Source organism: Okeania sp. KiyG1, assembly GCF_014132355.1.
Taxonomy (GTDB): Bacteria; Cyanobacteriota; Cyanobacteriia; order Cyanobacteriales; family Microcoleaceae; genus Okeania.
Genome location: NZ_BLZO01000084.1, coordinates 1 through 21989, shown reverse-complemented (window position 1 = coordinate 21989; position 21989 = coordinate 1). Strand labels below are relative to the sequence as shown.

General features: G+C 35.4%; 33 protein-coding genes and 1 pseudogene. 21 read left to right on the top strand and 13 right to left on the bottom strand.

Annotation, left to right across the window (positions count from 1 at the left end):
* Positions 1–256 precede the first annotated feature (256 nt).
* The 9 genes from metH (at position 257) to SAGCYANO_RS18165 (ending at position 6813) form a co-directional block, all read left to right on the top strand.
* Positions 257–3823 (top strand): methionine synthase, encoded by a 3567-nt coding sequence (metH, locus tag SAGCYANO_RS18200; RefSeq protein ID WP_202221360.1) that lies wholly within the window; start codon positions 257–259, stop codon positions 3821–3823.
* 392 nt (positions 3824–4215) lie between these two features.
* Complete coding sequence (locus SAGCYANO_RS18195) at positions 4216–4680, top strand: hypothetical protein (RefSeq protein WP_202221359.1); 465 nt, start codon at positions 4216–4218, stop codon at positions 4678–4680.
* A 99-nt stretch (positions 4681–4779) separates the two neighbouring features.
* Positions 4780–5049: a hypothetical protein gene (locus SAGCYANO_RS18190; RefSeq protein WP_237396302.1), complete on the top strand. Its 270-nt coding sequence runs from the start codon at positions 4780–4782 to the stop codon at positions 5047–5049.
* Positions 5050–5178: 129 nt separating this feature from the next.
* Positions 5179–5418 carry a DUF6516 family protein gene (locus SAGCYANO_RS44885; RefSeq protein WP_307785922.1) on the top strand — a complete coding sequence of 80 codons (240 nt, stop codon included), beginning with the start codon at positions 5179–5181 and terminating at the stop codon, positions 5416–5418.
* Positions 5419–5485: 67 nt separating this feature from the next.
* A complete protein-coding gene (locus SAGCYANO_RS18180) occupies positions 5486–5698 on the top strand; it encodes a hypothetical protein (RefSeq protein WP_202221358.1) in 213 nt (70 codons plus the stop codon).
* A gap of 14 nt (positions 5699–5712) precedes the next feature.
* Positions 5713–6105: a type II toxin-antitoxin system VapC family toxin gene (locus SAGCYANO_RS18175; protein WP_237396301.1), complete on the top strand. Its 393-nt coding sequence runs from the start codon at positions 5713–5715 to the stop codon at positions 6103–6105.
* A gap of 53 nt (positions 6106–6158) precedes the next feature.
* The gene (locus SAGCYANO_RS44880; protein WP_237396300.1) at positions 6159–6320 is read left to right on the top strand and encodes a DUF2281 domain-containing protein; all 162 of its coding nucleotides are present in this window, start codon (positions 6159–6161) and stop codon (positions 6318–6320) included.
* A gap of 9 nt (positions 6321–6329) precedes the next feature.
* Positions 6330–6461: a hypothetical protein gene (locus tag SAGCYANO_RS47700; protein WP_255502596.1), complete on the top strand. Its 132-nt coding sequence runs from the start codon at positions 6330–6332 to the stop codon at positions 6459–6461.
* Positions 6454–6813, top strand: coding sequence for a type II toxin-antitoxin system PemK/MazF family toxin (locus SAGCYANO_RS18165; protein ID WP_202221356.1), 360 nt, complete (start codon positions 6454–6456; stop codon positions 6811–6813). The genes SAGCYANO_RS47700 and SAGCYANO_RS18165 overlap by 8 nt, the downstream gene beginning before the upstream one ends.
* Positions 6814–6922: 109 nt before the next feature.
* Here SAGCYANO_RS18165 and SAGCYANO_RS18160 read toward each other — a convergent pair whose 3' ends face one another.
* From SAGCYANO_RS18160 to SAGCYANO_RS18140, 5 genes are all read right to left on the bottom strand, one after another.
* On the bottom strand, positions 6923–8005 hold the full coding sequence (locus SAGCYANO_RS18160) for an ATP-binding protein (protein ID WP_202221355.1): 1083 nt from the start codon (positions 8003–8005) through the stop codon (positions 6923–6925).
* Between the two features lie 108 nt (positions 8006–8113).
* Positions 8114–8527 carry a hypothetical protein gene (locus tag SAGCYANO_RS18155; RefSeq protein ID WP_202221354.1) on the bottom strand — a complete coding sequence of 138 codons (414 nt, stop codon included), beginning with the start codon at positions 8525–8527 and terminating at the stop codon, positions 8114–8116.
* 61 nt (positions 8528–8588) lie between these two features.
* Entirely contained in the window at positions 8589–9200 is a 612-nt protein-coding gene (locus SAGCYANO_RS18150; protein WP_202221353.1) for a hypothetical protein, read from the bottom strand.
* Positions 9201–9222: 22 nt separating this feature from the next.
* Positions 9223–9564 (bottom strand): hypothetical protein, encoded by a 342-nt coding sequence (locus tag SAGCYANO_RS18145; protein ID WP_202221352.1) that lies wholly within the window; start codon positions 9562–9564, stop codon positions 9223–9225.
* A 19-nt stretch (positions 9565–9583) separates the two neighbouring features.
* Positions 9584–10012 (bottom strand): hypothetical protein, encoded by a 429-nt coding sequence (locus SAGCYANO_RS18140; protein WP_202221351.1) that lies wholly within the window; start codon positions 10010–10012, stop codon positions 9584–9586.
* A 169-nt stretch (positions 10013–10181) separates the two neighbouring features.
* Between SAGCYANO_RS18140 and SAGCYANO_RS18135 the strand changes: the two genes are divergently transcribed.
* The 9 genes from SAGCYANO_RS18135 to SAGCYANO_RS18100 all read left to right on the top strand — a co-directional run bounded on the left by SAGCYANO_RS18135 (position 10182) and on the right by SAGCYANO_RS18100 (position 15441).
* The gene (locus SAGCYANO_RS18135; RefSeq protein WP_237396299.1) at positions 10182–10541 is read left to right on the top strand and encodes a helix-turn-helix domain-containing protein; all 360 of its coding nucleotides are present in this window, start codon (positions 10182–10184) and stop codon (positions 10539–10541) included.
* Positions 10542–10579: 38 nt separating this feature from the next.
* The gene (locus SAGCYANO_RS47695; protein ID WP_255502595.1) at positions 10580–10708 is read left to right on the top strand and encodes a hypothetical protein; all 129 of its coding nucleotides are present in this window, start codon (positions 10580–10582) and stop codon (positions 10706–10708) included.
* Between the two features lie 479 nt (positions 10709–11187).
* Positions 11188–11658, top strand: coding sequence for a hypothetical protein (locus SAGCYANO_RS18130; protein WP_202221350.1), 471 nt, complete (start codon positions 11188–11190; stop codon positions 11656–11658).
* Positions 11659–11898: 240 nt separating this feature from the next.
* The gene (locus tag SAGCYANO_RS47690) at positions 11899–12021 is read left to right on the top strand and encodes a hypothetical protein (RefSeq protein ID WP_255502594.1); all 123 of its coding nucleotides are present in this window, start codon (positions 11899–11901) and stop codon (positions 12019–12021) included.
* Between the two features lie 277 nt (positions 12022–12298).
* Positions 12299–12559 carry a DUF6516 family protein gene (locus SAGCYANO_RS44875; protein ID WP_307785921.1) on the top strand — a complete coding sequence of 87 codons (261 nt, stop codon included), beginning with the start codon at positions 12299–12301 and terminating at the stop codon, positions 12557–12559.
* Positions 12560–13143: 584 nt separating this feature from the next.
* Entirely contained in the window at positions 13144–13455 is a 312-nt protein-coding gene (locus tag SAGCYANO_RS18115) for a hypothetical protein (RefSeq protein WP_202221349.1), read from the top strand.
* Entirely contained in the window at positions 13431–13739 is a 309-nt protein-coding gene (locus SAGCYANO_RS18110) for a gamma-glutamylcyclotransferase (protein ID WP_202221348.1), read from the top strand. The genes SAGCYANO_RS18115 and SAGCYANO_RS18110 overlap by 25 nt, the downstream gene beginning before the upstream one ends.
* 127 nt (positions 13740–13866) lie before the next feature.
* Positions 13867–14145 (top strand): hypothetical protein, encoded by a 279-nt coding sequence (locus SAGCYANO_RS18105; protein WP_202221347.1) that lies wholly within the window; start codon positions 13867–13869, stop codon positions 14143–14145.
* A 702-nt stretch (positions 14146–14847) separates the two neighbouring features.
* On the top strand, positions 14848–15441 hold the full coding sequence (locus tag SAGCYANO_RS18100; RefSeq protein ID WP_202221346.1) for a GUN4 domain-containing protein: 594 nt from the start codon (positions 14848–14850) through the stop codon (positions 15439–15441).
* A 443-nt stretch (positions 15442–15884) separates the two neighbouring features.
* Here SAGCYANO_RS18100 and SAGCYANO_RS50450 read toward each other — a convergent pair whose 3' ends face one another.
* Positions 15885–16067, bottom strand: coding sequence for a zinc ribbon domain-containing protein (locus SAGCYANO_RS50450; RefSeq protein ID WP_202221345.1), 183 nt, complete (start codon positions 16065–16067; stop codon positions 15885–15887).
* A gap of 151 nt (positions 16068–16218) precedes the next feature.
* Positions 16219–16422 (bottom strand): transposase, encoded by a 204-nt coding sequence (locus SAGCYANO_RS18090; protein ID WP_202221379.1) that lies wholly within the window; start codon positions 16420–16422, stop codon positions 16219–16221.
* Between the two features lie 815 nt (positions 16423–17237).
* Between SAGCYANO_RS18090 and SAGCYANO_RS18085 the strand changes: the two genes are divergently transcribed.
* Genes SAGCYANO_RS18085 through SAGCYANO_RS18075 form a run of 3 tightly spaced genes read left to right on the top strand, consistent with a single transcriptional unit; the run spans position 17238 to position 18254 of the window.
* Positions 17238–17624, top strand: coding sequence for a hypothetical protein (locus SAGCYANO_RS18085; protein ID WP_202221344.1), 387 nt, complete (start codon positions 17238–17240; stop codon positions 17622–17624).
* Positions 17625–17635: 11 nt separating this feature from the next.
* Entirely contained in the window at positions 17636–17824 is a 189-nt protein-coding gene (locus SAGCYANO_RS18080) for a hypothetical protein (protein WP_202221343.1), read from the top strand.
* Between the two features lie 7 nt (positions 17825–17831).
* Positions 17832–18254 carry a hypothetical protein gene (locus SAGCYANO_RS18075; protein WP_237396298.1) on the top strand — a complete coding sequence of 141 codons (423 nt, stop codon included), beginning with the start codon at positions 17832–17834 and terminating at the stop codon, positions 18252–18254.
* A 357-nt stretch (positions 18255–18611) separates the two neighbouring features.
* On the opposite strand, the pseudogene SAGCYANO_RS18070 reads toward SAGCYANO_RS18075, so the two are convergent.
* The 6 genes and pseudogenes from SAGCYANO_RS18070 to SAGCYANO_RS47685 all read right to left on the bottom strand — a co-directional run.
* Positions 18612–19093, bottom strand: a pseudogene (locus tag SAGCYANO_RS18070) (hypothetical protein); the annotation flags it as partial.
* 105 nt (positions 19094–19198) lie between these two features.
* Complete coding sequence (locus SAGCYANO_RS18065) at positions 19199–19384, bottom strand: hypothetical protein (protein ID WP_202221341.1); 186 nt, start codon at positions 19382–19384, stop codon at positions 19199–19201.
* 9 nt (positions 19385–19393) lie between these two features.
* The gene (locus tag SAGCYANO_RS18060) at positions 19394–20392 is read right to left on the bottom strand and encodes an NAD(P)-dependent alcohol dehydrogenase (RefSeq protein WP_202221340.1); all 999 of its coding nucleotides are present in this window, start codon (positions 20390–20392) and stop codon (positions 19394–19396) included.
* Between the two features lie 257 nt (positions 20393–20649).
* On the bottom strand, positions 20650–20976 hold the full coding sequence (locus SAGCYANO_RS18055; RefSeq protein ID WP_202221339.1) for a zinc ribbon domain-containing protein: 327 nt from the start codon (positions 20974–20976) through the stop codon (positions 20650–20652).
* 212 nt (positions 20977–21188) lie between these two features.
* Entirely contained in the window at positions 21189–21413 is a 225-nt protein-coding gene (locus SAGCYANO_RS18050; RefSeq protein WP_202221338.1) for a transposase, read from the bottom strand.
* Between the two features lie 148 nt (positions 21414–21561).
* Entirely contained in the window at positions 21562–21657 is a 96-nt protein-coding gene (locus SAGCYANO_RS47685) for a helix-turn-helix domain-containing protein (RefSeq protein ID WP_202221337.1), read from the bottom strand.
* Between the last annotated feature and the right edge of the window lie 332 nt (positions 21658–21989).

Here is a 21989-nt window from a genome sequence, read left to right as displayed (position 1 = left end):
ATTATATTTATTGCTGATTATCGTATAAATACTAATAAAATTTTGATAGATTTTAGGATATATAAGTCATCAGTCACCGAGTCATAACTTCAATTTTTTTGAGTTAATTTGAGTTATTATTTAACTGTAGACAATTTATGTTCTAATTGCCATAGCACCTCTTAATACATATTATCGCAAAGAAAAGAAATTGCTCTTAAACTCTGAAAATAGTATTATAAAATTAATATTAATATCTAAAACCAAACACTCGATTATGAACAGCTCATTTTTGAATCGTCTCCATAGCCCAGAACGCCCAGTTATCGTCTTTGATGGCGCAATGGGTACTAATCTCCAAGTCCAAAACCTGACTGCTGAAGACTTTGGCGGTAAAGAATACGAAGGTTGTAACGAATATCTTGTCCATACTAAACCAGAAGCAGTTGCTACAGTCCACCGAGGGTTCTTAGCAGCAGGTGCCGATGTGATTGAAACTGATACTTTTGGCGGTACAAAAATTGTTTTGGCAGAATACGATTTAGCGGACAAAGCTTATGAACTGAATAAAACAGCGGCCGAATTAGCAAAGTCTGTTACTGCGGAATTTTCTACCGCAGAAAAGCCTCGATTTGTTGCCGGGTCAATGGGACCAGGAACAAAATTACCTACTCTCGGACATATTGATTTTGACACCCTAAAAAATGGTTTTGCCGAACAAGCAGAAGGTCTTTTTGATGGGGGAGTAGACTTATTTATTGTAGAAACTTGTCAGGATGTTTTACAAATTAAAGCAGCATTAAATGGCATAGAAGAAACCTTTGCTAAAAAAGGCGAACGTCGCCCTATCATGGTGTCAATAACTATGGAAGCTTTTGGCACTATGTTAGTCGGTTCAGAGATTAATGCTGCTCTGACAATTTTAGAACCTTATTCTATTGATATTTTGGGATTAAACTGTGCCACGGGACCTGATTTAATGAAGGAACATATTCGTTATTTGTCAGAAAATTCCCCTTTTGTTATTTCCTGTATTCCTAATGCTGGTTTACCAGAAAATATTGGCGGACAAGCTCACTACAGATTAACTCCTATAGAGTTAAAAATGGCATTAATGCACTTCGTTGAAGACCTAGGAGTGCAAGTTATCGGCGGTTGTTGCGGTACTCGTCCAGACCATATTAAATCATTAGCTGAAATTACTGAAACTCTCACACCAAAAGAACGAAAATATAACTATATTCCTTCAGCAGCTTCCATCTATTCTTCCGAAACTTACGAACAAGATAACTCCTTTTTAATTGTTGGGGAAAGACTTAATGCTAGTGGTTCTAAAAAATGTCGAACTTTACTAAATAATGAAGACTGGGATGGTTTAGTTGCCCTGGCAAAATCTCAGGTAAAAGAAGGGGCACATATTCTCGATGTTAACGTTGATTATGTGGGGCGCGATGGGGTTAAAGATATGCATGAATTAGCATCTCGCTTAGTCACAAATGTTAATTTGCCTCTGATGTTAGACTCGACTGAATGGGAAAAAATGGAGGCTGGTTTAAAAGTTGCTGGCGGTAAATGTTTGCTCAATTCTACTAACTATGAAGATGGAGAACCTCGTTTTTTTAAAGTATTAGAATTGGCGAAAAAATATGGTGCTGGTGTGGTAGTTGGAACCATCGATGAGGATGGAATGGCTCGGACGGCGGATAAGAAATTTGAAATAGCAAAACGAGCTTATGATGCAGCAGTAGAATATGGGATTCCTGCCCGTGAATTGTTCTTTGATACTTTAGCTTTGCCAGTTTCTACAGGTATTGAAGAGGATAGGGAAAATGGAAAAGCTACAATTGAATCTATTAAAAGGATTCGGGAAGAGTTACCAGAATGTCATATAATGCTTGGGGTTTCTAATATTTCATTTGGTTTAAATCCCGCAGCAAGACAAGTTTTGAACTCGGTATTTTTGCATGAAGCAATGGCAGTAGGTTTGGATGGTTCTATTGTTAGTGCTAGTAAGATTTTACCCATGTCCAAAATTGAACCAGAACATCAAGAAGTTTGTCGAAAACTAATATATGACCAACGGGAATTTGATGGGGATATTTGTACTTACGATCCTCTGGCTGAGTTAACAACAATGTTCCAGGGTAAAACCACTAAAAAAGACCGTTCTGCTACACAAAATTTACCAATTGAAGAACGTTTAAAACAACATATTATTGATGGGGAACGTATCGGTTTAGAGGATGCTTTGGCAAAAGCTTTGGAAACATATCCGCCGTTAGATATTATCAACGTCTATTTATTAGATGGCATGAAAGTAGTAGGAGAATTATTCGGTTCCGGGCAAATGCAATTACCATTTGTATTACAGTCTGCTCAAACTATGAAAGCAGCAGTTGCCTATCTACAACCTTTCATGGAAGCAGAAGAGTCAGGTGAGGATAATTCTAAAGGAACTTTCGTTATTGCCACTGTTAAAGGAGACGTTCACGATATTGGTAAAAATCTTGTGGATATCATTCTTTCCAACAACGGTTATCGGGTAATTAATTTAGGAATTAAACAACCAGTTGATAATATTATTGCTGCCTACCGAGAACATAATGCTGACTGCATCGCCATGAGTGGTTTATTGGTGAAGTCAACCGCATTTATGAAAGACAACTTGGAAACATTTAACCAAGAAGGTATTACAGTTCCGGTGATTTTAGGTGGTGCTGCACTAACACCTAAATTCGTTCATCAAGATTGTCAAAATACCTACAAAGGTAAAGTTGTTTATGGTAAGGATGCGTTTTCCGACTTGCATTTCATGGATAAGTTGATGCCAGCAAAAGCAGGAGAGAAATGGGATGACATTCAAGGGTTCTTAGGTGAGTTTGCCGAAGAGAATGGTAACGGTAATGGTAATGGTAAGGTTGCTGCTCCAGAAGTTAAGTCTGAGGAAAAACAGGAAACTAAACCTGCTGAACCAGTCGTGGTAGATACTCGACGTTCCGATGATATAGCAGTAGATATCCATCGCCCGACTCCTCCATTCTGGGGAACCAAGTTATTACAACCAGAAGATATGCCATTCGAGGAATTATTCTGGTATTTAGACTTGCAAGCGTTGATGGCAGGGCAATGGCAGTTCCGCAAACCCCAAGGTCAACCACGGGAAGAATATAATGAGTTCTTAGCGGAGAAAGTTTATCCTATTCTAGAAACTTGGAAGTCACGGGTAGTTGATGAGAAGTTATTGTATCCCCAAGCAATATATGGTTATTTCCCTTGTCAATCAGAAGGAAATACACTTTTCATTTATGACTCCGACGAAATGAATAAGACTGGAAAAGCAACAACAGTTGTCAACAGTTTTGAATTTCCACGACAAAAGTCAGGACGACGGTTATGTATTGCTGACTTCTTTGCTCCCAAGGATTCCGGAATTATTGATGTGTTCCCGATGCACGCTGTAACAGTAGGAGAAATAGCGACTGAGTTTGCTCAGAAATTATTTGCTGCCGATCAGTATACAGATTATTTGTATTTCCACGGTATGGCGGTACAAACTGCCGAAGCAATGGCGGAATGGTTACACGCTCGAATTCGTCGGGAGTTAGGTTTCGGTGCAGAAGATGCAGACAATATTAAAGATATTCTGAAACAGCGTTATCAAGGGTCGCGCTATAGTTTTGGTTATCCCGCTTGTCCGAATATGCAGGACCAGTTTAAGCAGTTAGACTTGTTGCAAGTAGATAGAATTGATATGTATATGGATGAGAGCGAGCAACTTTATCCAGAACAGTCTACGACAGCGATCATTACTTATCATCCAGTGGCGAAATATTTTAGTGCGTAGTTAGAGAAGAAGGAGTCAGGAGACAGGAGTCAGGAGACAGGAGGGAAGAAGGAGTCAGTAGTAGGGTGCGTTAACGTTTGCTCCGCATTCCGCAGGAAAGTGTAACGCACCGCCAAATCTATAATTTTTTGGTGGGTTAGCGCCAGCGTAACCCACCCTACTGGCGTGTCAAGCTGAAAATGGTGTATTAAATTTTTTAGTATAATTCTTGCTATGACTAAGCTTTGGAGGATTTTTCTAAAACACTATTTCAAGCTTGACGCGCTACTACTTGCTGATAACTCTAGGTATCTTAAATCTTTGTTTTATAAATCAGCTTTAAGTTGTAAAAAAAAGCATCTATTTGGTATGGTATAAACTGTTTTTAAATTATTAGTTTTAGGCTGATTTTTATGACTTACGATCCAAAACAACTTTTTATTAGCGATGATTTTATTATAGAGCTGATGGGTTGGAAAGAAGTTAAATTTCTCACTCCTCCTATTCGTGGTTTTGGCAGCAGTAGTGGTCTCACATTTGGTACTATATTTAATATCGAACAAAAGAGTAAACTTCGAGCAAATGGTCTTAAGCTCCTTAGAAAAGGACCAAGTTTCCTTGAACGGTTGAGTGGTCTTAATTACTACAACTCTTTTCTCTGGACGGGATTTATGAACCGATCTACTAAAAAAATTCCTTTGGCTTCTTCAGCTCTTAGACATTTAGTTTTAGAAGCTGATAAGTTTAATAATAATGTTAACAACGTTATTGTATTAGATAAGTTAAAATCAGGAAGAACAGAAGCATTCAAAGAAGCTATCGATCATCCAGTTGCTAATATTTTAATTGCAGCTTGTCTAGGTTGGATTGAACCATAAAATCAGTTATCAGTTGGCGATCGCTTTAATTTTTAAATTGACGATCGGTTCTATAAAATAACTTTTATAGGAGGTAAATATGCCAGAACTAAAAATTAAATGTCAACATCCAGAATCATTAAAGATATTTTTTCAGGATATGGTAAAAAAGAATTAAACTTAATATCCAGTAGCATTCAACGTACAGAAAAGCGACTCTTAGAATTTGAAGCTAAATATCATTTATCCACAAATGAATTTCTACAAAAATATGAAAATGATGAATTTGAAGAAACTTTAGAATTAGACGAATGGATTGGAGAATCAATAATGTTAGAGCGATTAAGGAAAGAATTAGAAATATATAAAGGAGTTGATTTTGCTGATTGAAGAATATTTTCAACTACTTAATGAAGCTCTTCAGACATTTTCAATAATTCAAAATTTTACATTTAATCCCAAAAACAAGGTACTTATCAAGGTTTTATTCGGGGATAAGCTAGATTTAAAGACAATTCAATTCTTTACTTTCGCGAGTTTGTAGATGTAAAAATAACTGTAGAACGTGATATGTATTCCTATCAATATATGACTGCTTCCAAAAACTTGATTTTTCGTTATGACAATACTAGGCATCATAAAAAGCTAAACTTGCCCAACTTTCCTAATCATAAACATGATGGAAGTCAAGAAAATGTGATTTCCTCAAATGCTCCTTCTTTGATAGAGGTATTACAGGAAATTGAAAATTTGAGATAAGTATTCCAATTTTGAAATATAGTAATTTTAATGAATTAATTTTGTAAATTAATTGAGGTAATTAAACATGAAATTAACAGCAACAGAACAAGGGTTATTAATACCCAAAGAATTGTTAGGAGAAAACCAAGAATTTGAGATTATTCAAGAAAATGGGAAAATTATTATCACCAGCATTAAAAAAACACCTTCTATTTGGGATTTAGGTAAAAATCCTGTGGAATGTGATGTAAAGGATGGCGCAATTAATCACGACCGTTATCTGTATAATCAACAATGAGAGAAGTCTATTTTTTGGATACTAGCTATATTTTGGCTCTAGAAATAAAAAATGAAGATGCTCATCAACAAGTATTACAAAATTGGAATTTTTTAGCCAAATCTCAGCCTTTGTTAGTAACAACAACATATATTTTTGATGAAGTAGTAACTTTCTTAAATAGTAGAAACCTTCATTATAAAGCAGTTGAAGTTGGTAATCAACTATTGGAAAGTCCTGATATAGAATTGATTAATATTGATAAAAGTCTATTTAATCAAGGATGGCAATATTTTCAAAAGCATCAAGACAAATCCTATTCTCTTACTGATTGTTTATCATTTATCATTATGAAAGAAAGAAAGATAGTTACAGCTTTAACTTTAGATAACCATTTTCTTCAAGCTGGATTTGAAGTGTTACCATGATAACTTAATATTTTTGCTAAAATGACTTCTTATCTGAGTTGGAGATGACTTTTATGACAGCAATAACAAATAATAAAATTCAACAAGAAATTTTAGATAATCTGAAATTATTACCACCTGAAAAACAACAGGAAGTGCTAGACTTTATTCAGTTTATTCAACATAAATTGAAGCTATCTCAAGTTGATTCTAAAAATAAGTTATCTCTCAAATAAATTGCTCGTTTGCCTATAGCAGAGCGTCATAAATTATTAACAGCATCAATAGCTAAAACTGCTGAGGATTTTTTAAATGACCCAGAATTAACAGAGTTTTCTATTCTTGATGGAGAAGATTGGGGAACAGAAGATGAATAATCCTAAAAGAGGAGAAGTTTGGTTAGTACAACTAGACCCGACTAGAGGTCAAGAAATCAAAAAAACTCGCCCAGCAGTTGTGATTAGCTCAAACCTTTTTAGCTCAGTCAGTGTCCGAATTATTATTCCTGTAGCCAAATGGCAATCTAAATTTCAAAACCGCCCTTGTATGATTTCGATACCGAAAACTGATGAAAATAGTTTAGATAACGACTATGCGGGTAATGTGCTTCAAGTTCGTAGTATTGCGAATGAAAGATTTGTTAAATATCTTGGGCAAGTTTCCAATCCTATCCTTGAAGAATTACTAGCAGGCTTAATTATTTGCATAGATTATCATGTTGATAGTTGAATTATAGATATATAAATATGTCATTAAAATATTGAAGTATCAGTAGCAAAAAATAGCGATGCTCCTCATTTGTTTTGTGAGATGGAGAAGCGATCGCTTGTAAATTTCCCTAAAGTTTCATGGTATAACTATCATTTTCTGTATTTGATGGAGGAGGTGATTCTCCCGTACCATCAACTTCTGTCTTTGGTGGAGGAGGTAATTCTACCGTACCATCAACAGGCGTTAATTTTACTTCCTGTTTAGATGCTGCCTTATTAGCTTCAATAATCTCAGTTATTGCCTGAGCAAAGTGAGATTGAGTAACACATTTTTCTTCTTTAGGCTTGTCTTCCCTAGCAGCAGCAACTACAGCTTTAAACACAGCATTTTTGATGTCTCTACCAGATATTTCATCAAACTGTTTCGCAAGTTCAGAAAAATCTACTGAATTTTTATCTAATGGAAGTTTATTAGGAATTTGAGCTTGCCAAATTTTTGCCCTCGCCTCTTCATCAGGTAAATCAAATTGAGTTTTCCATCGAATTCTGCTAATAAAAGCTGGATCGTAGTTACGAATTAGGTTAGTTGCGAAAATAACTATTCCTTCGTAAGAAGAAAGCTGCATCAACATCACACTACGAGTCAAATTAACTGCAGTATCTGTTGCTTGAGTCACATTTTCTAAACGTTTACCTAAAAAAGAGTCTGCTTCATCAAAGAATAAAACTGCATTATTGCTACTAGCAAATTCAAATGCTTTAGCAATATTCTTTGGTGTTTCACCAACATATTTAGATTCAAGTTGCTGATAAGGAACACCTAGAATTTTCAGTTTTAGTGCATGAGCAAGTGCTTCAGCAGTCAAGGTTTTTCCTGTTCCTGGGAGACCAGAAAAATTAATGGAAAGAGCTTTATCCAACTTATGTTTTTCACCCATTCCCCACTCATCGTAGATTAAATCCTGATACTCAATTTCTGCTAGAATTAAGTCTATTTGATTTTTAGTTGTTTGAGGCAAAATAACATCTTCAAGAGTATATTTTGGCTCTCTTAGATAGGAGGTATAATCTATACTTGATTCTGGTTTTTCTGAATCGCTAGATTTTACATCATTCTGAGAGTGTAGAGTATCATTAACAGCATTATTAGCTGAGGTGTTTTTTTCTCCTCCTGCTTGCCGAAATGCTCCTATTTTATCAGCTCTTGGCATGACAATTTTTCCTTTAAGTTATAAATTGCAACTAACAGTTATACTCCAAATAAATTACTCTGATTTAACTCTGTTTATTTCTGGGGTCTTGAAATTGTATTCAGGAAATTAGTCATGCCAATTTTCCAAAGTCATTATTTTGGCTTTTGACCTATCTTTGGGAAAATTATTAATATCATTACCACTTATTCCTGATAATTTAAACACCTGGGATGGTTTGCTTTCAACGTGCTTTGGGTCCCACACTTCCATAGTTAGTTCGTGAGAATAACCTTCCAAGTAAAGTATCAAATGTAAAGTTGTTCCTTTACCAAATGCTTCAATTAAAACTGGAGCAATATTTGTATCCCAAATTGGCTCCAATTTTCTATACAACATTTCAGTTGTAGAACTTCTATTACCACCAAAAAATTTACTTAACGAATCAAAAAAATTTCTCTTATTTCTTTTTGGCATAGAATTATCCTGACTATATTGGCGGAACTGTGATTCTCTATCTCTAGGCGGATCGTTTCGTGGCATTTATAACTACCTCTAAATTTTTACTTCAAATTAACAAGTAACTTTCTCTCTATTTCAACAGTCAATCTATCTGAATAATCAAAGCATTAAAAAACAAACTTTGTTTCATTTTGGCATATTGGTCGGCAGTTTCAGTTATTTTGTCTATCCCTTCTACCAATGGCTTAAATAATTGAATCAAAGGATTGTCAGCTATTGATTCTTCAGTTAAAAGTGATGGAAATTCTGGTGGTGCAATAAATTTTCTAAATAAAGGGTTGAAAAGATTTTCAGTATCTCTTTTCCAACTTTGGTATTCTTGACCACTTAACTCATTATCTAGAACATAAATTCGTTCTAACTTAGAACCTGGAATATTAGACCTAATTTCTAAATCACCTCTATCAATTGTAGGAACACTGTACCCTCTTTCATTGTTTTCTATTTCTGTGTCATACAGCCATATTTTGAGATATTCAAAATTGCAATTAGGTAGGAAACGATTCTGGCGAAATAGCTCTCTGATGATTAATTTATCAAAGAATTTTTGTGTTTTTTCATTAACAATACACTCTCCATTGTTTAATCTTTGCCCAGGAACTCCTAACAACTCAATAGTCTTTAAATTTCCATAGGTTTCTGGAGAACGAAAACCAATTTCTAGATAGATTTTCTCTTGTGGTGTTCGTGACATAATTATTGACTCCTTTTTGGAATTAATTCCAATCTTCTAGTTTCAGTATCTTTGCTTCTGAACGATATTCAGGTAAAGGCGAATCTTGAGGCGCTTGCTGTAGTTTGAAAACTTCTGAAGGTTTACTATTTGCATATCTGGGGTCCCAAATTTCCATAATTGTTTCCCCAAGAACTGCACCAGCATAAAAAATAACGTATAAAGTTGCTCCAGCTCCAAAAGCTGCTATTAGAACAGCAACTACGAAAGTTTCCCAGATTTTTTGCAGAGCATCAACCAAAGCTTGAATAAAGCGTCTAAAAACTTCTCCTAACCAGTCTAAAAACTGATCTATTAGACTACCCACCCATGTAAAAAAACCCATTTATTTTACCTCCTATTAACTAACTACTTAAGACAGCAACTATCGGTTTGTTTTGCACCGTTGGCAACTGAACATCTTGGTCTTCTAAAGGTTTTAGAGAAATCATAACTGGCTGCACATCTGAGCGTTTTGGATCTACAAATGCAACTATTACATCTAATCCATCCCTGAAAACTGCTAGCAACCACTCGCTACGATAGCCAAATTCTTGTCTTAGATAAGATTCAATCTCTGGCCAGTTTTTGTCTAAGAATTGAGCTACTAAGGCCAAATAATATTTAGTAGCTTCTGTTACATACCCCCATATCTGTTTAATCCCACCAACAAATTGTTCCCACACATTAGCAAAAGCTCTTGATAAAGCTTCAACTATTGCAGCAAAAGCATAAACAGCAGCAGCGCCGATAAGAAATCCAGCAGCAGCTTGTATTAAAATATCCCAAGCCATTAGTTGGTTACTCCACTAATAATTATCAGTAATTACTGAAGTTAACTTGATTGAAAAAAAGTGTCCAATCATAATAATGATAATAGCTTAATCAATTTCACACTAACACCTGATAAAACTTAGAACTTATATTAGAATCACATCAGGAACTTTCAAAATTCTTTCAACTATGGCCTCCATCGACAAACAATTTGCAGAAGCAGCCCAAAATTGGGACTTAGAAACCCTCTATACAGACCTTGCTTCTGCTAAAGGAAAGCGTTTGACTCCTACTGAAAAGCTACATCTACGAGGTTTACTCTGTGGCTACAGTCCTGGAGAAATAGCAGAAAAGCTAGAAAAAAATCCTAAAGGTGTAGAAACTGATTTATGTGCAACCATATATAAGTATGTCAAAAGTTTAGTCGATAGGCGCGATCGCAGAATCGAAAATTGGAGAAATATTTCTGAATGGTTGGAAATAGATGGATATAGATGTCGGTCATCTCCTCAAGTACCACTTGATAGTTTGTTAACAGAAAAAGTGTAGTTAATGTAACTAATATCAACATTGAAAATAATCAATTAGTGATTGCTTTTAATTTGCGGATACCCACTTTAAAATCTGAGGGAATATCATTAGAAAACTTTGGCTTAAGTGATGATGTGATTCCTAAAGATATTGCTAGAGATTTATCGGAAAAGCAATTTCAATGAATTAGTGTACAAAAATAAATCACTTTTAAAGGAAATAATAAATATGCCAGAACTTAAAATTAAATGCCAGAACCCAGAATCATTTGGCAAATACCTTAGCGCCTAGTTTGAGATAGTTTAATTTAGGTTGACAATATGATCACCTTTCTTCATTGTTCATTCTATAGAACCCATTTGACATCTTTTGAAGAAGTTGAGGTTTGAAACCTCTCGGTTCAGGTTTGGGCCGTCTCAGTTGACTCCTACGCTAACCACTCATACTTTTTTAGCAAATTCTAGGTAGACAAAACCAATAATTTTGTTTATATTCGTTTTTAAATAACCAGGATTTACGCAAAGACACTGTGTATAGAGTCCAGTAACTATTGGACAATAGTTATGAGTACTATATATAGCGTATCTGTGTAAGTCCTAATAACTTTATAAATAGTAGGTATTTTATAATTTTTAACTATTGTCCAACAGTTAAGGAAAAAATCATGGGTACTAGAGAAGCGTCTTTTTTATTAGGTATGTCTCGTCAACGTTTATTAGTTTTATTAGCTCAAGGAAGAGTCAAAGGAGCACAGAAAAAAGGTAGATTCTGGGAAATACCAGTTTCTGAAAGTGGAATGCCTGTAATAATTCCGGCTCGGCGCGGTCCGAAAGGTATATGGCGCAAGAGAGAATCTACCACACCAAAAATGATTCATGTCAATCAAAACAAAATTCAAAGTAATAAAAATAAGCCTCCAACAGAATTGGAAGCTGTAGTGTCAGTTAAGCACGGCGGTCATAACTATTATGGTTATGAGTTATATATTTCAGGTCCTTGCCAAATAGTCTATCGACCTTACAAACCAGCAAGTTGTGGCGCTCATCTGTGGATTAATACTTTTGATTGTGTGCAATTCATAGATACTAAATCCAATCCAGCCACTGCAAGGCAATCTAGCAAACAAATTTTCTAGTCTGGTTTCAAAAGGACTATATCATCACCAAAAAATATTTATTCGCTCTAATAGCTTAACTGACAATAACCTCAGCAGGCTTTGTGCTGTTTGTGAGAAATCGCGACAGTATTAAGATTTTGATCTTCTGCCTTTATTAGTTAGGATTGCTGAAGATTGGGAAACAGAAAATGAATAATCTGAAAAGAGGAGAAGTCTGATTAGTACAAGATTAAATCATTTTTAAAGGAAATAATAAATATGCCAGAACTCAAAATTAAATGCCAGCACCCAGAATCATTAAAAATCTTTTTAAAAGCAGCAGTAGAAAAAGAATTACAGTCTTTGTCTGATGGTATTGAACGAACCAAACAAAGATTGTAGAAATTTGAGACTAAATATCAGTTATCTACAGAAGAATTTCTCAGAAGATATGAAAATGATGAATTTACAGAAACTCTAGAATTAGACGAATGGATTGGAGAATCTTGGATGCTGAAAAATCTCTGTGAAGAAGTAGAAAATTTAAAGGTGGTTGAGTTTGTTAATTAAGGATTATGTTCAGGAAATTCGTGAAGTAATTAACTCTTGTTCATTAGTCACTTCATTCAGTATTACATCTGATTAACGAACAGATGATCGAGGTTTTCTTGTAGGTGAAATAAATTTTATAGATGGTTCTATTCTTTATTGGCGTGAATTTGTAAATGTAAAAACAATCATCAATCGTGGTATGTACGTATATCAATATATGACTGCCTCCAAAAATATAATTTTTCGTTATGACAATACTAGACATCATAAAAAGCTAAATTTGCCAAACTTTCCTCATCATAAACATGATGGAAGTGAAGATAATATTATATCCTCAAATGCTCCTTCTTTGATAGAGGTATTGCAGGAAATTGAAAATTTAGCATAAGTATTGCAATTCTGAGAATGAGTAATTTTAATGAATTAATCTACAAAATTAATTGAGGTAATTAAACATTAAATTAACAGCAACAGAACAAGGTTTATTAATACCTAAAGAATTGTTAGGAGAAAGCCAAGAATTTGAGATTATTCAAGAAAATGGGAAAATTATTATCACCAGCATCAAAAAACACCTTCTATTTGGGATTTAGGTAAAAATCCTGTGGAATGTTATGTAGAGAATGGCGTAATTAATCACGACCATAATTCAAATTTAAGTAACTAATTACTCCTATCTCTACTATTTACTATTCCCCAGGGGGAAATATTTGGAATTATATTAATTCTTTAGCAGGTCAATAGCGATTTTTAAACTCTTGATCGGAGTTCCTGTGAAGAGGCTTTAGACCTGAATTTTTCGGTAACGCGATGTGCAACTTTTATAGTAGTTTTGCTCTAGCCCTAATACTTGTCTTATTGCTAGAGCAAAACTACAAACAAAATTACTTAATTATATTACATTAGTAGTTTAACTTAACTCAGAAAAATTGATAAAATGAAAATTACTAATTACTCACTAATCGAGGCTATATGCAATCAAGTTCGGCACAATTTTCCAGCTCTACTTCTAATATTAAATACTTTGCTTATGGCTCCAACTTATCTAAATCATTACTAGAATTCAAATTATCATCAAATCCTCAAACGAAGGAGAAATACAATACAGAACCTAACTCACTGATTTTACATTCTCAACCCGCTATATTAAAAGATTTTGAATTGAAATTTAATTTATATGTGCCGACGAATAATGTCGATCCAAGTTACGCTAATTTAGTTTATCAAAAAATTCTACTGTACATGGTTGTTTATATGAAATGTCACCAGAATGTAAAGCAGTAATTGATGGATTAGAAGGTAAAGGTCAAGTATATCAAGAAGAAATTGTAGGAGTTTTGCCTTATGGTTCAAATACTACTATTACTGCTCTAACATATATAGCTTACAGAGAAAAAATTAAATTCCCAGGTCTGATAATTAAAGAGGGTATACCGCCTTCTAAAAGATATTTAAAAACTCTAATTTATGGTGCTCAAGAATGTAATTTAGATTCTGAGTGGGTCGAATATTTAAAAAATCAAAATTTGCTACAATACCTTGGACTAAATTATCAAATGAAGAGTTGAAAAAGATTAAGGAAAAATTTATACTACCAAAGATTTAGAACTTAAAAATTTACCATTAGAGCAGGCTTTTAATGAAAAGGGAGAACTTATCAAACCTATTATTAGCAGTATTTGTGGTTTAGTATTTATGTGTCATCCGAATCAAGGATTTGCCATTGGAGCAAGAGCATGGATTAAACAAATATTAGGACGAGATATGACAGTATTTTATGCAAGAAGATGTTTGCGAAATGAAGGCGTTTCATTGTATGAAACTGAACAAGATGTATTGTTGGCAGATCGAGATTGTCTAGATTATGTTATAGCAAATGCGTGTAATTTATTGAGGCAATCAAGAAAAGAAGGAGAAGGTGTATTTTTACTTGGTAGGACAACTAATTTTCATTTGTGGAAAGATTATTTGTAAGCTATCAGCTATCAGCTATTGCTTTGTAGGAGGTAATTTCAGTTATCAGTTATCAGTTATCAATACCTCTGTAATAAGGATGCTTAAAATACGGAATTCTCTTTTTTTTTATCTCCTTAAAAGGGCAGTCTTTAGACCACGATTTTTCGGTAAAAGCGATTGATAAGTTAAAGCAAAATTCAACTTGATGTTGCTGAAACGCCTTAAACTTTATTATTAATAGCTGAATGGTTACGATTATTTGACTTCAAAAAGTTAGTCAATTTAAAAATGTATGATAATGTTTATCGTAACTTATACCAAATTGATAAATATTTGCTACAAATAGCTAGGATATTTCTTAGGAGTCAGGAGTCAGGAGTCAGGAGTCATAATTAATAGCTTTAATACCATTTTTTAGGTCATAAATCATTCTTTTGTCAAAGGACATATCCTGCATTTGTCTTTTTATTCCTCTTACTATTCGTAACATTCTTTTTTCAAATTGGTATTAGTCCCCCTCTATCTCAGAGGAGGATTTGTAAGCATTCAGAGGATTTTAGTCTAAATATTTAGGGGTTGGCTGCTAATTCCAATATATTTTCTCTAAAATTTTCATTAAATAGGATTACTATATATTGAATAAATTATAGAATATGATGATAAATAATTTGGAGGTTAATTTATGATTAAGTATAAATTAAAAAATTTAACTATTTTATTATGGATTTTTTCGCAGCACTCCCATCATTAGCGAACTCTAATAATCTAGAAATATTAACCCACAATAAATCAGATATTTCTCAATCTCAAACTATTACTTCACCAGAGCAAGAAAATTCTCCTTATGCTAAGTTAGAAAATCTGTTAGCAGATAATAAATGGCAAGAAGCAGACGAAGAAACATACGATTTGATTTTAACTTTAACTCAAAGAAAGAGAGGAGGAGGTATCAATACAAGAGCAATAAAAGAAAAAATTTCTTGTGAAGAAATTAGCAATATAGATAGACTATGGCGGAAATATTCTGAAGATAAATTTGGTCTTAGTATTCAAATGTCAATTTACTTAGAAACTGGCAATGACTTGGAAGCATACGACCCACAAAGTTACCAACTATTCGGTGACCAATTAGGTTGGAGAAAAGCCAGAAAATGGAAAAAATATGAGCAGTTAAATTTTTCAGAAAATGCTCCTCAAGGTCATTTGCCAATAGCTTTAAGAGAGCTAGATGCTACTGTGAATATTCCCGAATTTATGATTACTAAACGTTTGCGTCGGATATTATATTCTAAAGTTCAAGAATGTAATCTCTAAGGAGTCAGGAGTCATTTCAGTTATCAGTTATCAGTTATCAGTATCTTTGCCTGAATTCAGAGGCTTGAAATATGGAACTTTATTTTTTTTCATCGCCCTATTATCAGGATATGATATTATAAAGGTATTTTTTTCTCTAATACACTTTATTCTGCAACTTTAGCAACTATTTTACCCCGGACATGACGGCCTTTTAAACGATAACTCCCGCCACATCTAACCCCAAAATAAATGGATAACTGCTCTATAAAACTGATACAAAGCGTTACATAGCGTTACAAATTGAGGTTTACTTCCTGCTGTAGGGACGTTGCATGCAACGTCCCTACCGTCGGCGGTTACTCATCCACAGGCATTCACGGTCGTTTGCTTCGCAACGCTAGAGCGAAACGCGTTAGCGTTGCGGAGCAAACCGACCGCATCTCTCAAATTTATACTTGCGTTTAAATCTTGGCGAAGATTGACAACCCACACTTCTTGCAGTCATAAGTTCTCAGATGCAAGGGCATGTCTTGAACATGACCACAGTTAGAACAAGTCTTTGATGATGGAAAGAATCTATCTACTACTACTAATTCACTTCCGTACCATTGGCACTTGTATTTAAGCTGTCTGGTGAAACTCATAAAACCACTATCTGCTAACTGATTTAGCTAGCCTATGGTTGGCTAGCATTCCAGACACATTGTCATACTTCAATGACAACACTGCCGTGGTTCAAAGCTTGCGTAAGTTGTCAGTTTATCAAGTGCATCTTTGCGGATATTAGCTACTCGTCTATGCTGCGATCGCTAACTTGATTACAGCTTTGTACCAATTATTTGAATACTTGACTTTTCTACTAACTTGACGTTGCAACTTAGTCAGTTTTTTCTCAGCTTTTCTATATGGTTTGATACTAGGAAACACCTTGCCATCACTTAAAGTAGCTAAGGTTTTTACACCTAAATCTACACCGATAACATCAGTTTTTTTGGGTATGGTGTGAGGATGAAATTCAAAGCTGTTAAACTAAGCAAACCCATTTCCGGGTAATCCTTTATAGGGTCTGCTCGTCTTCAGAACCGGACGTGAGACTTTCACCTCCAAATCGGCTCCTCTCCTAAACGTCCCTTGTCATGGGTACATCCTTAAAATTCCACCTTGGGACCTAATCCTACTCTCCTTAAGACCTGCAACCGTTGTGCAGATTGACCTTGAATGGCGCACCTTCGTTAATCGACCTGTATTCTTAGGTGTCTTAAAGAGGTTTTCTCGTTCCCTTATGCCTTTATTGCGACTGATTTAGTGAGGCAAAATCCCTCGGAGGATTCGGTATGGTTGTTGATAATCTCAGCTGCAATAAGATTATCCATTGACCCCCTGACTTTTGTCCTACATTCCATAGCTACCTTTGGAATGGCTGTATCTGACGAGAGTTTAGATTGCCTTCCTGTTCGTCCACTTGTCAGCCTTTGCTAGGGGTCTCACTTATTTGGTAGTTAAAGCTTTAACCCCATTTAAGCCAGCTTCAGGGATTGATGTTCAGTCTCTACCTTGTGGCTTATGCTGTCAACCCAACAACGAGGCAGTAGGAATCTCACCTACAAGGTCATAAGAGTTTCAGTAGATGGAAAAGTTTTTATTCAACAGCGATCGCTAAACCAAAAAAGGGAGCTTTTACTCAATACATAAGTTCTAATCTAGGCAAATTAATAAGATTTACTTATGTTAATTAGTCAAACCAAAACAGAAGAGCAAAAAAGTAATAGAAAAGCTAAAATATAAGATAGTAAATTCTGATAAAAGTTGAAATTTTGGCTAAAGTTGAAAATCAGATTCTTTTAAGTGAATCAGAAACCTTGCAAGAAACCATTAATTGTTTAACCGAATATATTCCCCTATCAACACAAGGGGCTTTTAGTTCATCAGACCTCTTCCAAATATTAGTAAGAGCAGCCAGTAACTGTGATAGTATTGAAAACACATCTAAAATCTTAAAGAAATCCCCTTCTGGTAAAAATATTAGGTATCATTTAGACAAGATTGATAATTTTGAAGAGTTAGAAGTTCAAATTAACTCAGCTTTAAGAAGTCGAAAATTACCAGGAATCAAAAAAGGTAAACTGAAATTTGCTATCGACTTAAACTTGATTCCTTCAGTGTGGGAATCCTACAGAAGAAGAAAAACCTTATATCTATAGAAGTCAAGCGTATGGCGGGGACTTGTTCCTTTTATGCTTATGCTAGTCTATATGTTTTAAAAAAAGGAAAACGTCTTACCTTAGCCATCAAAGGTATTCGTTGTCAAGACACAAATGTAGCAATTATCACTTATTTATTAGCTTTTATTGAACCGCTAAAAATTAAAATTAAAACTCTTTATTTAGACAGAGGTTTTTAGTATTTCTGTGATTCGATGCTTAAAAGCTTTAAATATTCCTTTTATTATGCCAGCAATCAGACGGGGTAAGCAAGGAGGAATTAATCAGTTTCTTCAAGGGAGAAAAAGTTATCAAACGACTTATACCATGAAAAAAAGTCTGGATGATTATGTCACCTTTGATCTCTGGATAATTGTTAAATATAGGAAAGGAAAAAGAAATAAATATGGCCTTGAATATTTAGTCTATGTTGTCTATAAAGCTGATGTTAGCTTAAATTATATTCAGACTGATTACCGAAAACGTTTTGGGATTGAGAGCAGCTATAGAATTAAAAATATCTGTCGTATTAAAACCACTAATAAAAAGCCAATCATTAGATTACTATTACTAGGAATTTCCTTTCTTCTTGTTAATATCTGGGTCAATCTCCTAGGCGCAAAAAGTTAGTTCAACCAGACGTGGAGGCAGATTAATTTATCAAGAAATCTTTACTTTTAAACAGATGTTAGCTTTTCTTAAACAGTCTATTGATAAATTTTACCATGTTGTTGATGCAATTTATCTTCCATCAGGTTGATAACAACAATATTTTGCTGAATCCGATGATAAGTTTTACTAATTCATTAGCCGTCACTCCCTGAAATTTTTGTATTAAAAAATACTAAATTTTGAGCGATCGCTGTTGAATAAAAACTTTTCCATCTACTGAGTTTTTCAAGTCGATGTTTTTACATCATGTCTTGACTTAAAAGGCTTGCTATACCTGCATTACGGCGATTTTTACTAGCCAACGAGTCGCACACAGCTAATATACCAATCTCCTGCTTGCCTGCTAATAGTTATTTTTTTTACTGTTGCCTCAATAGGTTCATAAGTTTTGACAATACCAATAAAAGGTAACTTGTGGCTCCATCCGTTTAACTCTATTGGCTTTCCACAATTATCAATTGTGTTTGCGAAGCATTCCGAAGGAAAAGAATCAGATTTACCCTTCTTCTTAAATTTTGGGCGTTTACAAGGACCCTTGGAAGAACCTCTTAAATGCTTCACCCAAGTTAATGTTTGCGCAGCATTCCGAAGGAAAAGCATATTGATAAACTTTAGATGACAAGTTTTTCATCCAAGGATAAAGTGGTTTTGTGTGATTAGTAAATACTTCTCTAAGCTTACGTTTGCGCAGCATTCCGCAGGAAGCATTGGGTTTGTAACCATCAATGTATGCAGCATTCCACAGACCTTTTACCCCAGTTATAGCACCATCGAGAGTAGCCCGCGTGTTGAGCCATCAGAGTTTTCTGTTTATTATTAAGTTTGAGCTTTGTTAATCATGGATTTCATGTATGCGTGAGTGCAGCCAGTCTAAATAGTATGCTTTTAAAGCTATTATATCGTTATTCTCTGATTAAGTTAATGCTCCACCTCGAAGACCCAGAAGCAGCCACTTTATAGTCAACAGGGTTTAACCCGACCCCATGGACTTTTACCCTAATTTCATCTACTTCTGGCTGTGGTAAGGGCATTTCTGCCATAAGTAAACTATCAGGAATTCCTGGTTTTTCTAATACCAATGCTTTCATTTTTCTCTCCTAAAGTTGAATTGTAATTTTGCCAAAATGGGAACCTGTTTCCATATAACTTAGTGCTTCTGGAGCTGACTCAAATGGAAAAACGCGATCGCATACAGGATACAATTTATTCACATTTATGGCCTTATTCATCGCTTCAAACATCTGGCGCGAACCGACAAAAATTCCTTGTATCCGAACTCCTTTCATCACTGCAGGTAAAGGATTAAATTCTGCTTGCGCTCCTGCTAATACACCTATTAAACTAATTTGCCCTCCCATTTTGACTGCTTTTAAAGACTTACTCAAAGTATTTGCTCCACCAACTTCCACAATATAATCAACTCCAACTCCCTCAGTTAACTCCAATACCTGTTTTTCCCACTTCGGTACAGACTTATAATTAATTACATCACATGCACCTAACTGCTTTACCCTTTCCAACTTTTCATCACTACTGGAAGTTGCTATCACCCTTGCTCCTGCCATAACTGCAAACTGTAAAGCAAACAAAGAAACTCCACCTGTTCCCATCACTAACACTGTTTCCCCTGGTTTTAAACCTGCTTCCATTAAAGCGTGCCAAGCTGTTACTGCAGCGCAAGGCAAAGTAGCTGCTTCTGTATCAGATAAGTGAGACGGAATACTTACTAAACCATCTTCAGACAGCACCACATATTCTGCCAACATTCCGTCAACTTCACCACCCAAAGCTGACTTAAATCCCTCCTTAGTTAAATTACCCGATCGCCATTTCTGCATAAAAATACCCGCGACTCTATCTCCAGGTTGAAATTTAGTCACACCTTCTCCTACTGACACAACTTCTCCCACTCCATCCGAACAGGGAATAGCAGGCAAACGTAGATGGGGGTGGTAAAGACCTTTGACCATTAAAATATCTCGATAGTTAACCGAGACTGCTTTTACCCTGACTAAAACTTCTCCAAATTTTGGTTGTGGTTGTGGTTTTTCTGTTAAAACTAAATTACCAAATTCCTGAATTTCAAAAGCTTTCACAAAATTATCTCCTTAAATAGGGTTTGCTCAATAAGTCTTATGGGTGAGGGTAGGAGTCAGGAGACAGGAGACAACTAACCCCTCGCCCCTCCCCTCCCAACCCACCCCTAGCCCCTCCCCCCGACCGTGGAGGAGGAGAGACAGGATACACGGGAATTACAGAGGATGTGGTCGGATATGAGAGTCCTTTGACATCCTCCCCGGCTGTTAGGCACGGGGATTTCTACCGAGCCGTAACTCCTCGGCGGATTGACGTCTCACAGGCTGCTGCACCCACCCCTCTTGCTCCCCTCCCGGGAGGATGGGGGTGGGTTACACTTGCCTCCACGTCCGTTTTTGTCTCGGACTGCCCGCCCGCGACTAATATATTTATTGCTGTGTTCTTTAAACCCACAGCATGAGCAGGTTTGAGATGTTGGTTCCCAACGATTAATTACTCTAAAATCACGACCATATTTTTCAGCAATTCCATCTAGGAATGTTCTGAATTGTCTCCATCCTAAATCGGATACCCACCCCTCTTGCTCCCCTCCCGGGAGGTGAGGGTGGGTTACGGTTCTTAACCATACCAGAAACGTTTCCAACGGAGATGCTTCCCTACGGGATGCTACGCAAACGCAAACAAATCTTCTAAAACAACTGTTTGGTTTTCACGAATTATTTTAGTAGATAATTTATGCAGAAAATCTGTTAAGCGTATCTTTCAGTTTGCCATGGAACTTAGCAACTCTAACCCTTGCTTTTTCATACCTTTTAGATCCTTTAGTTTTATGAGATAATGACTTACTTAACTTTCTTAATTTCTTAATTCGTTTTTGAGTGGTTTTGGTGCATCAACCTTCGTACCATCACTAAATGTAGCAAAGGTTTTGATACCTAAATCCACACCTACTGAATTATCAGTTTGAGGTAAGATTTCTGGTTGTATTTCTACTACAAAACTCAAGAAATACCTAGTAGGGGCGATTCGCGTTTGCGCAGCATTCCGCAGGAAATCGCCCCTACGGTTTAAATCATTCAAAGATTGCTGTAATGGTATAGCAGAAACTTCTGATAACCATTCTCTGTGTTCAGTCTTTTTAGCAGATGTGATAAACTGTTTTTGTAGTTCTGAATTAGTGGGTTTCTTTTCTCCTGAAGAATACTTTTCTTGGCAGCAAACTAGACTATCATTCCAAACTACACGGACCGAACCAAATAGCTTTGCGCTCTCGGTATTTTTGTCCTGGTGTTGGATAGATACGATACTTAAATCTAGCTTTCATAATTCCTATCTGAACTAACAGTATGATAACATTTTTATTAAAAAAAACAACTAAAAAGTCGCCCTAGAAGGGCGAAGCTTTAAACCCAATTTTTTGGTAATTTTTCTACCCTTGTCTGCTCAAAATGCTAACTTTTTGAGCTATTAGATATCTCTGAAAAAGAATAGACTTTTTGCAGAAGTAGACAACAGGCAAGAAATTTTCTGAAAAAAAGCACAAAAAATAATCTTTATTTGTAATATGTAATATCATGTCCGGATAATGAGCGATAGAACTCCGTTCCGCTGACGCGACCAAAAAACTTATCCTCTTGCTTCAACAGTAAATCTTTC

Coding starts and splice junctions, on each gene's coding strand:
- SAGCYANO_RS18160 (WP_202221355.1), bottom strand. CDS start 8,005: ATGCCAAGAGCTGATAAAATAGGAGCATTTCGGCAAGCAGGAGGAGAA.
- SAGCYANO_RS18140 (WP_202221351.1), bottom strand. CDS start 10,012: ATGGCTTGGGATATTTTAATACAAGCTGCTGCTGGATTTCTTATCGGC.
- SAGCYANO_RS18080 (WP_202221343.1), top strand. CDS start 17,636: ATGGCGGGGACTTGTTCCTTTTATGCTTATGCTAGTCTATATGTTTTA.
- SAGCYANO_RS18145 (WP_202221352.1), bottom strand. CDS start 9,564: ATGGGTTTTTTTACATGGGTGGGTAGTCTAATAGATCAGTTTTTAGAC.
- SAGCYANO_RS18105 (WP_202221347.1), top strand. CDS start 13,867: ATGTGTCATCCGAATCAAGGATTTGCCATTGGAGCAAGAGCATGGATT.
- SAGCYANO_RS18150 (WP_202221353.1), bottom strand. CDS start 9,200: ATGTCACGAACACCACAAGAGAAAATCTATCTAGAAATTGGTTTTCGT.
- SAGCYANO_RS18190 (WP_237396302.1), top strand. CDS start 4,780: ATGTCAACATCCAGAATCATTAAAGATATTTTTTCAGGATATGGTAAA.
- SAGCYANO_RS18195 (WP_202221359.1), top strand. CDS start 4,216: ATGACTTACGATCCAAAACAACTTTTTATTAGCGATGATTTTATTATA.
- SAGCYANO_RS47685 (WP_202221337.1), bottom strand. CDS start 21,657: ATGAAAGCTAGATTTAAGTATCGTATCTATCCAACACCAGGACAAAAA.
- SAGCYANO_RS18115 (WP_202221349.1), top strand. CDS start 13,144: ATGCAATCAAGTTCGGCACAATTTTCCAGCTCTACTTCTAATATTAAA.
- SAGCYANO_RS47690 (WP_255502594.1), top strand. CDS start 11,899: ATGCCAGAACTCAAAATTAAATGCCAGCACCCAGAATCATTAAAAATC.
- SAGCYANO_RS44880 (WP_237396300.1), top strand. CDS start 6,159: ATGACAGCAATAACAAATAATAAAATTCAACAAGAAATTTTAGATAAT.
- SAGCYANO_RS18180 (WP_202221358.1), top strand. CDS start 5,486: ATGAAATTAACAGCAACAGAACAAGGGTTATTAATACCCAAAGAATTG.
- SAGCYANO_RS18100 (WP_202221346.1), top strand. CDS start 14,848: ATGGATTTTTTCGCAGCACTCCCATCATTAGCGAACTCTAATAATCTA.
- SAGCYANO_RS18135 (WP_237396299.1), top strand. CDS start 10,182: ATGGCCTCCATCGACAAACAATTTGCAGAAGCAGCCCAAAATTGGGAC.
- SAGCYANO_RS18110 (WP_202221348.1), top strand. CDS start 13,431: ATGTCACCAGAATGTAAAGCAGTAATTGATGGATTAGAAGGTAAAGGT.
- SAGCYANO_RS18130 (WP_202221350.1), top strand. CDS start 11,188: ATGGGTACTAGAGAAGCGTCTTTTTTATTAGGTATGTCTCGTCAACGT.
- SAGCYANO_RS50450 (WP_202221345.1), bottom strand. CDS start 16,067: ATGAGTTTCACCAGACAGCTTAAATACAAGTGCCAATGGTACGGAAGT.
- SAGCYANO_RS18065 (WP_202221341.1), bottom strand. CDS start 19,384: ATGAAAGCATTGGTATTAGAAAAACCAGGAATTCCTGATAGTTTACTT.
- SAGCYANO_RS18165 (WP_202221356.1), top strand. CDS start 6,454: ATGAATAATCCTAAAAGAGGAGAAGTTTGGTTAGTACAACTAGACCCG.
- SAGCYANO_RS18155 (WP_202221354.1), bottom strand. CDS start 8,527: ATGCCACGAAACGATCCGCCTAGAGATAGAGAATCACAGTTCCGCCAA.
- metH (WP_202221360.1), top strand. CDS start 257: ATGAACAGCTCATTTTTGAATCGTCTCCATAGCCCAGAACGCCCAGTT.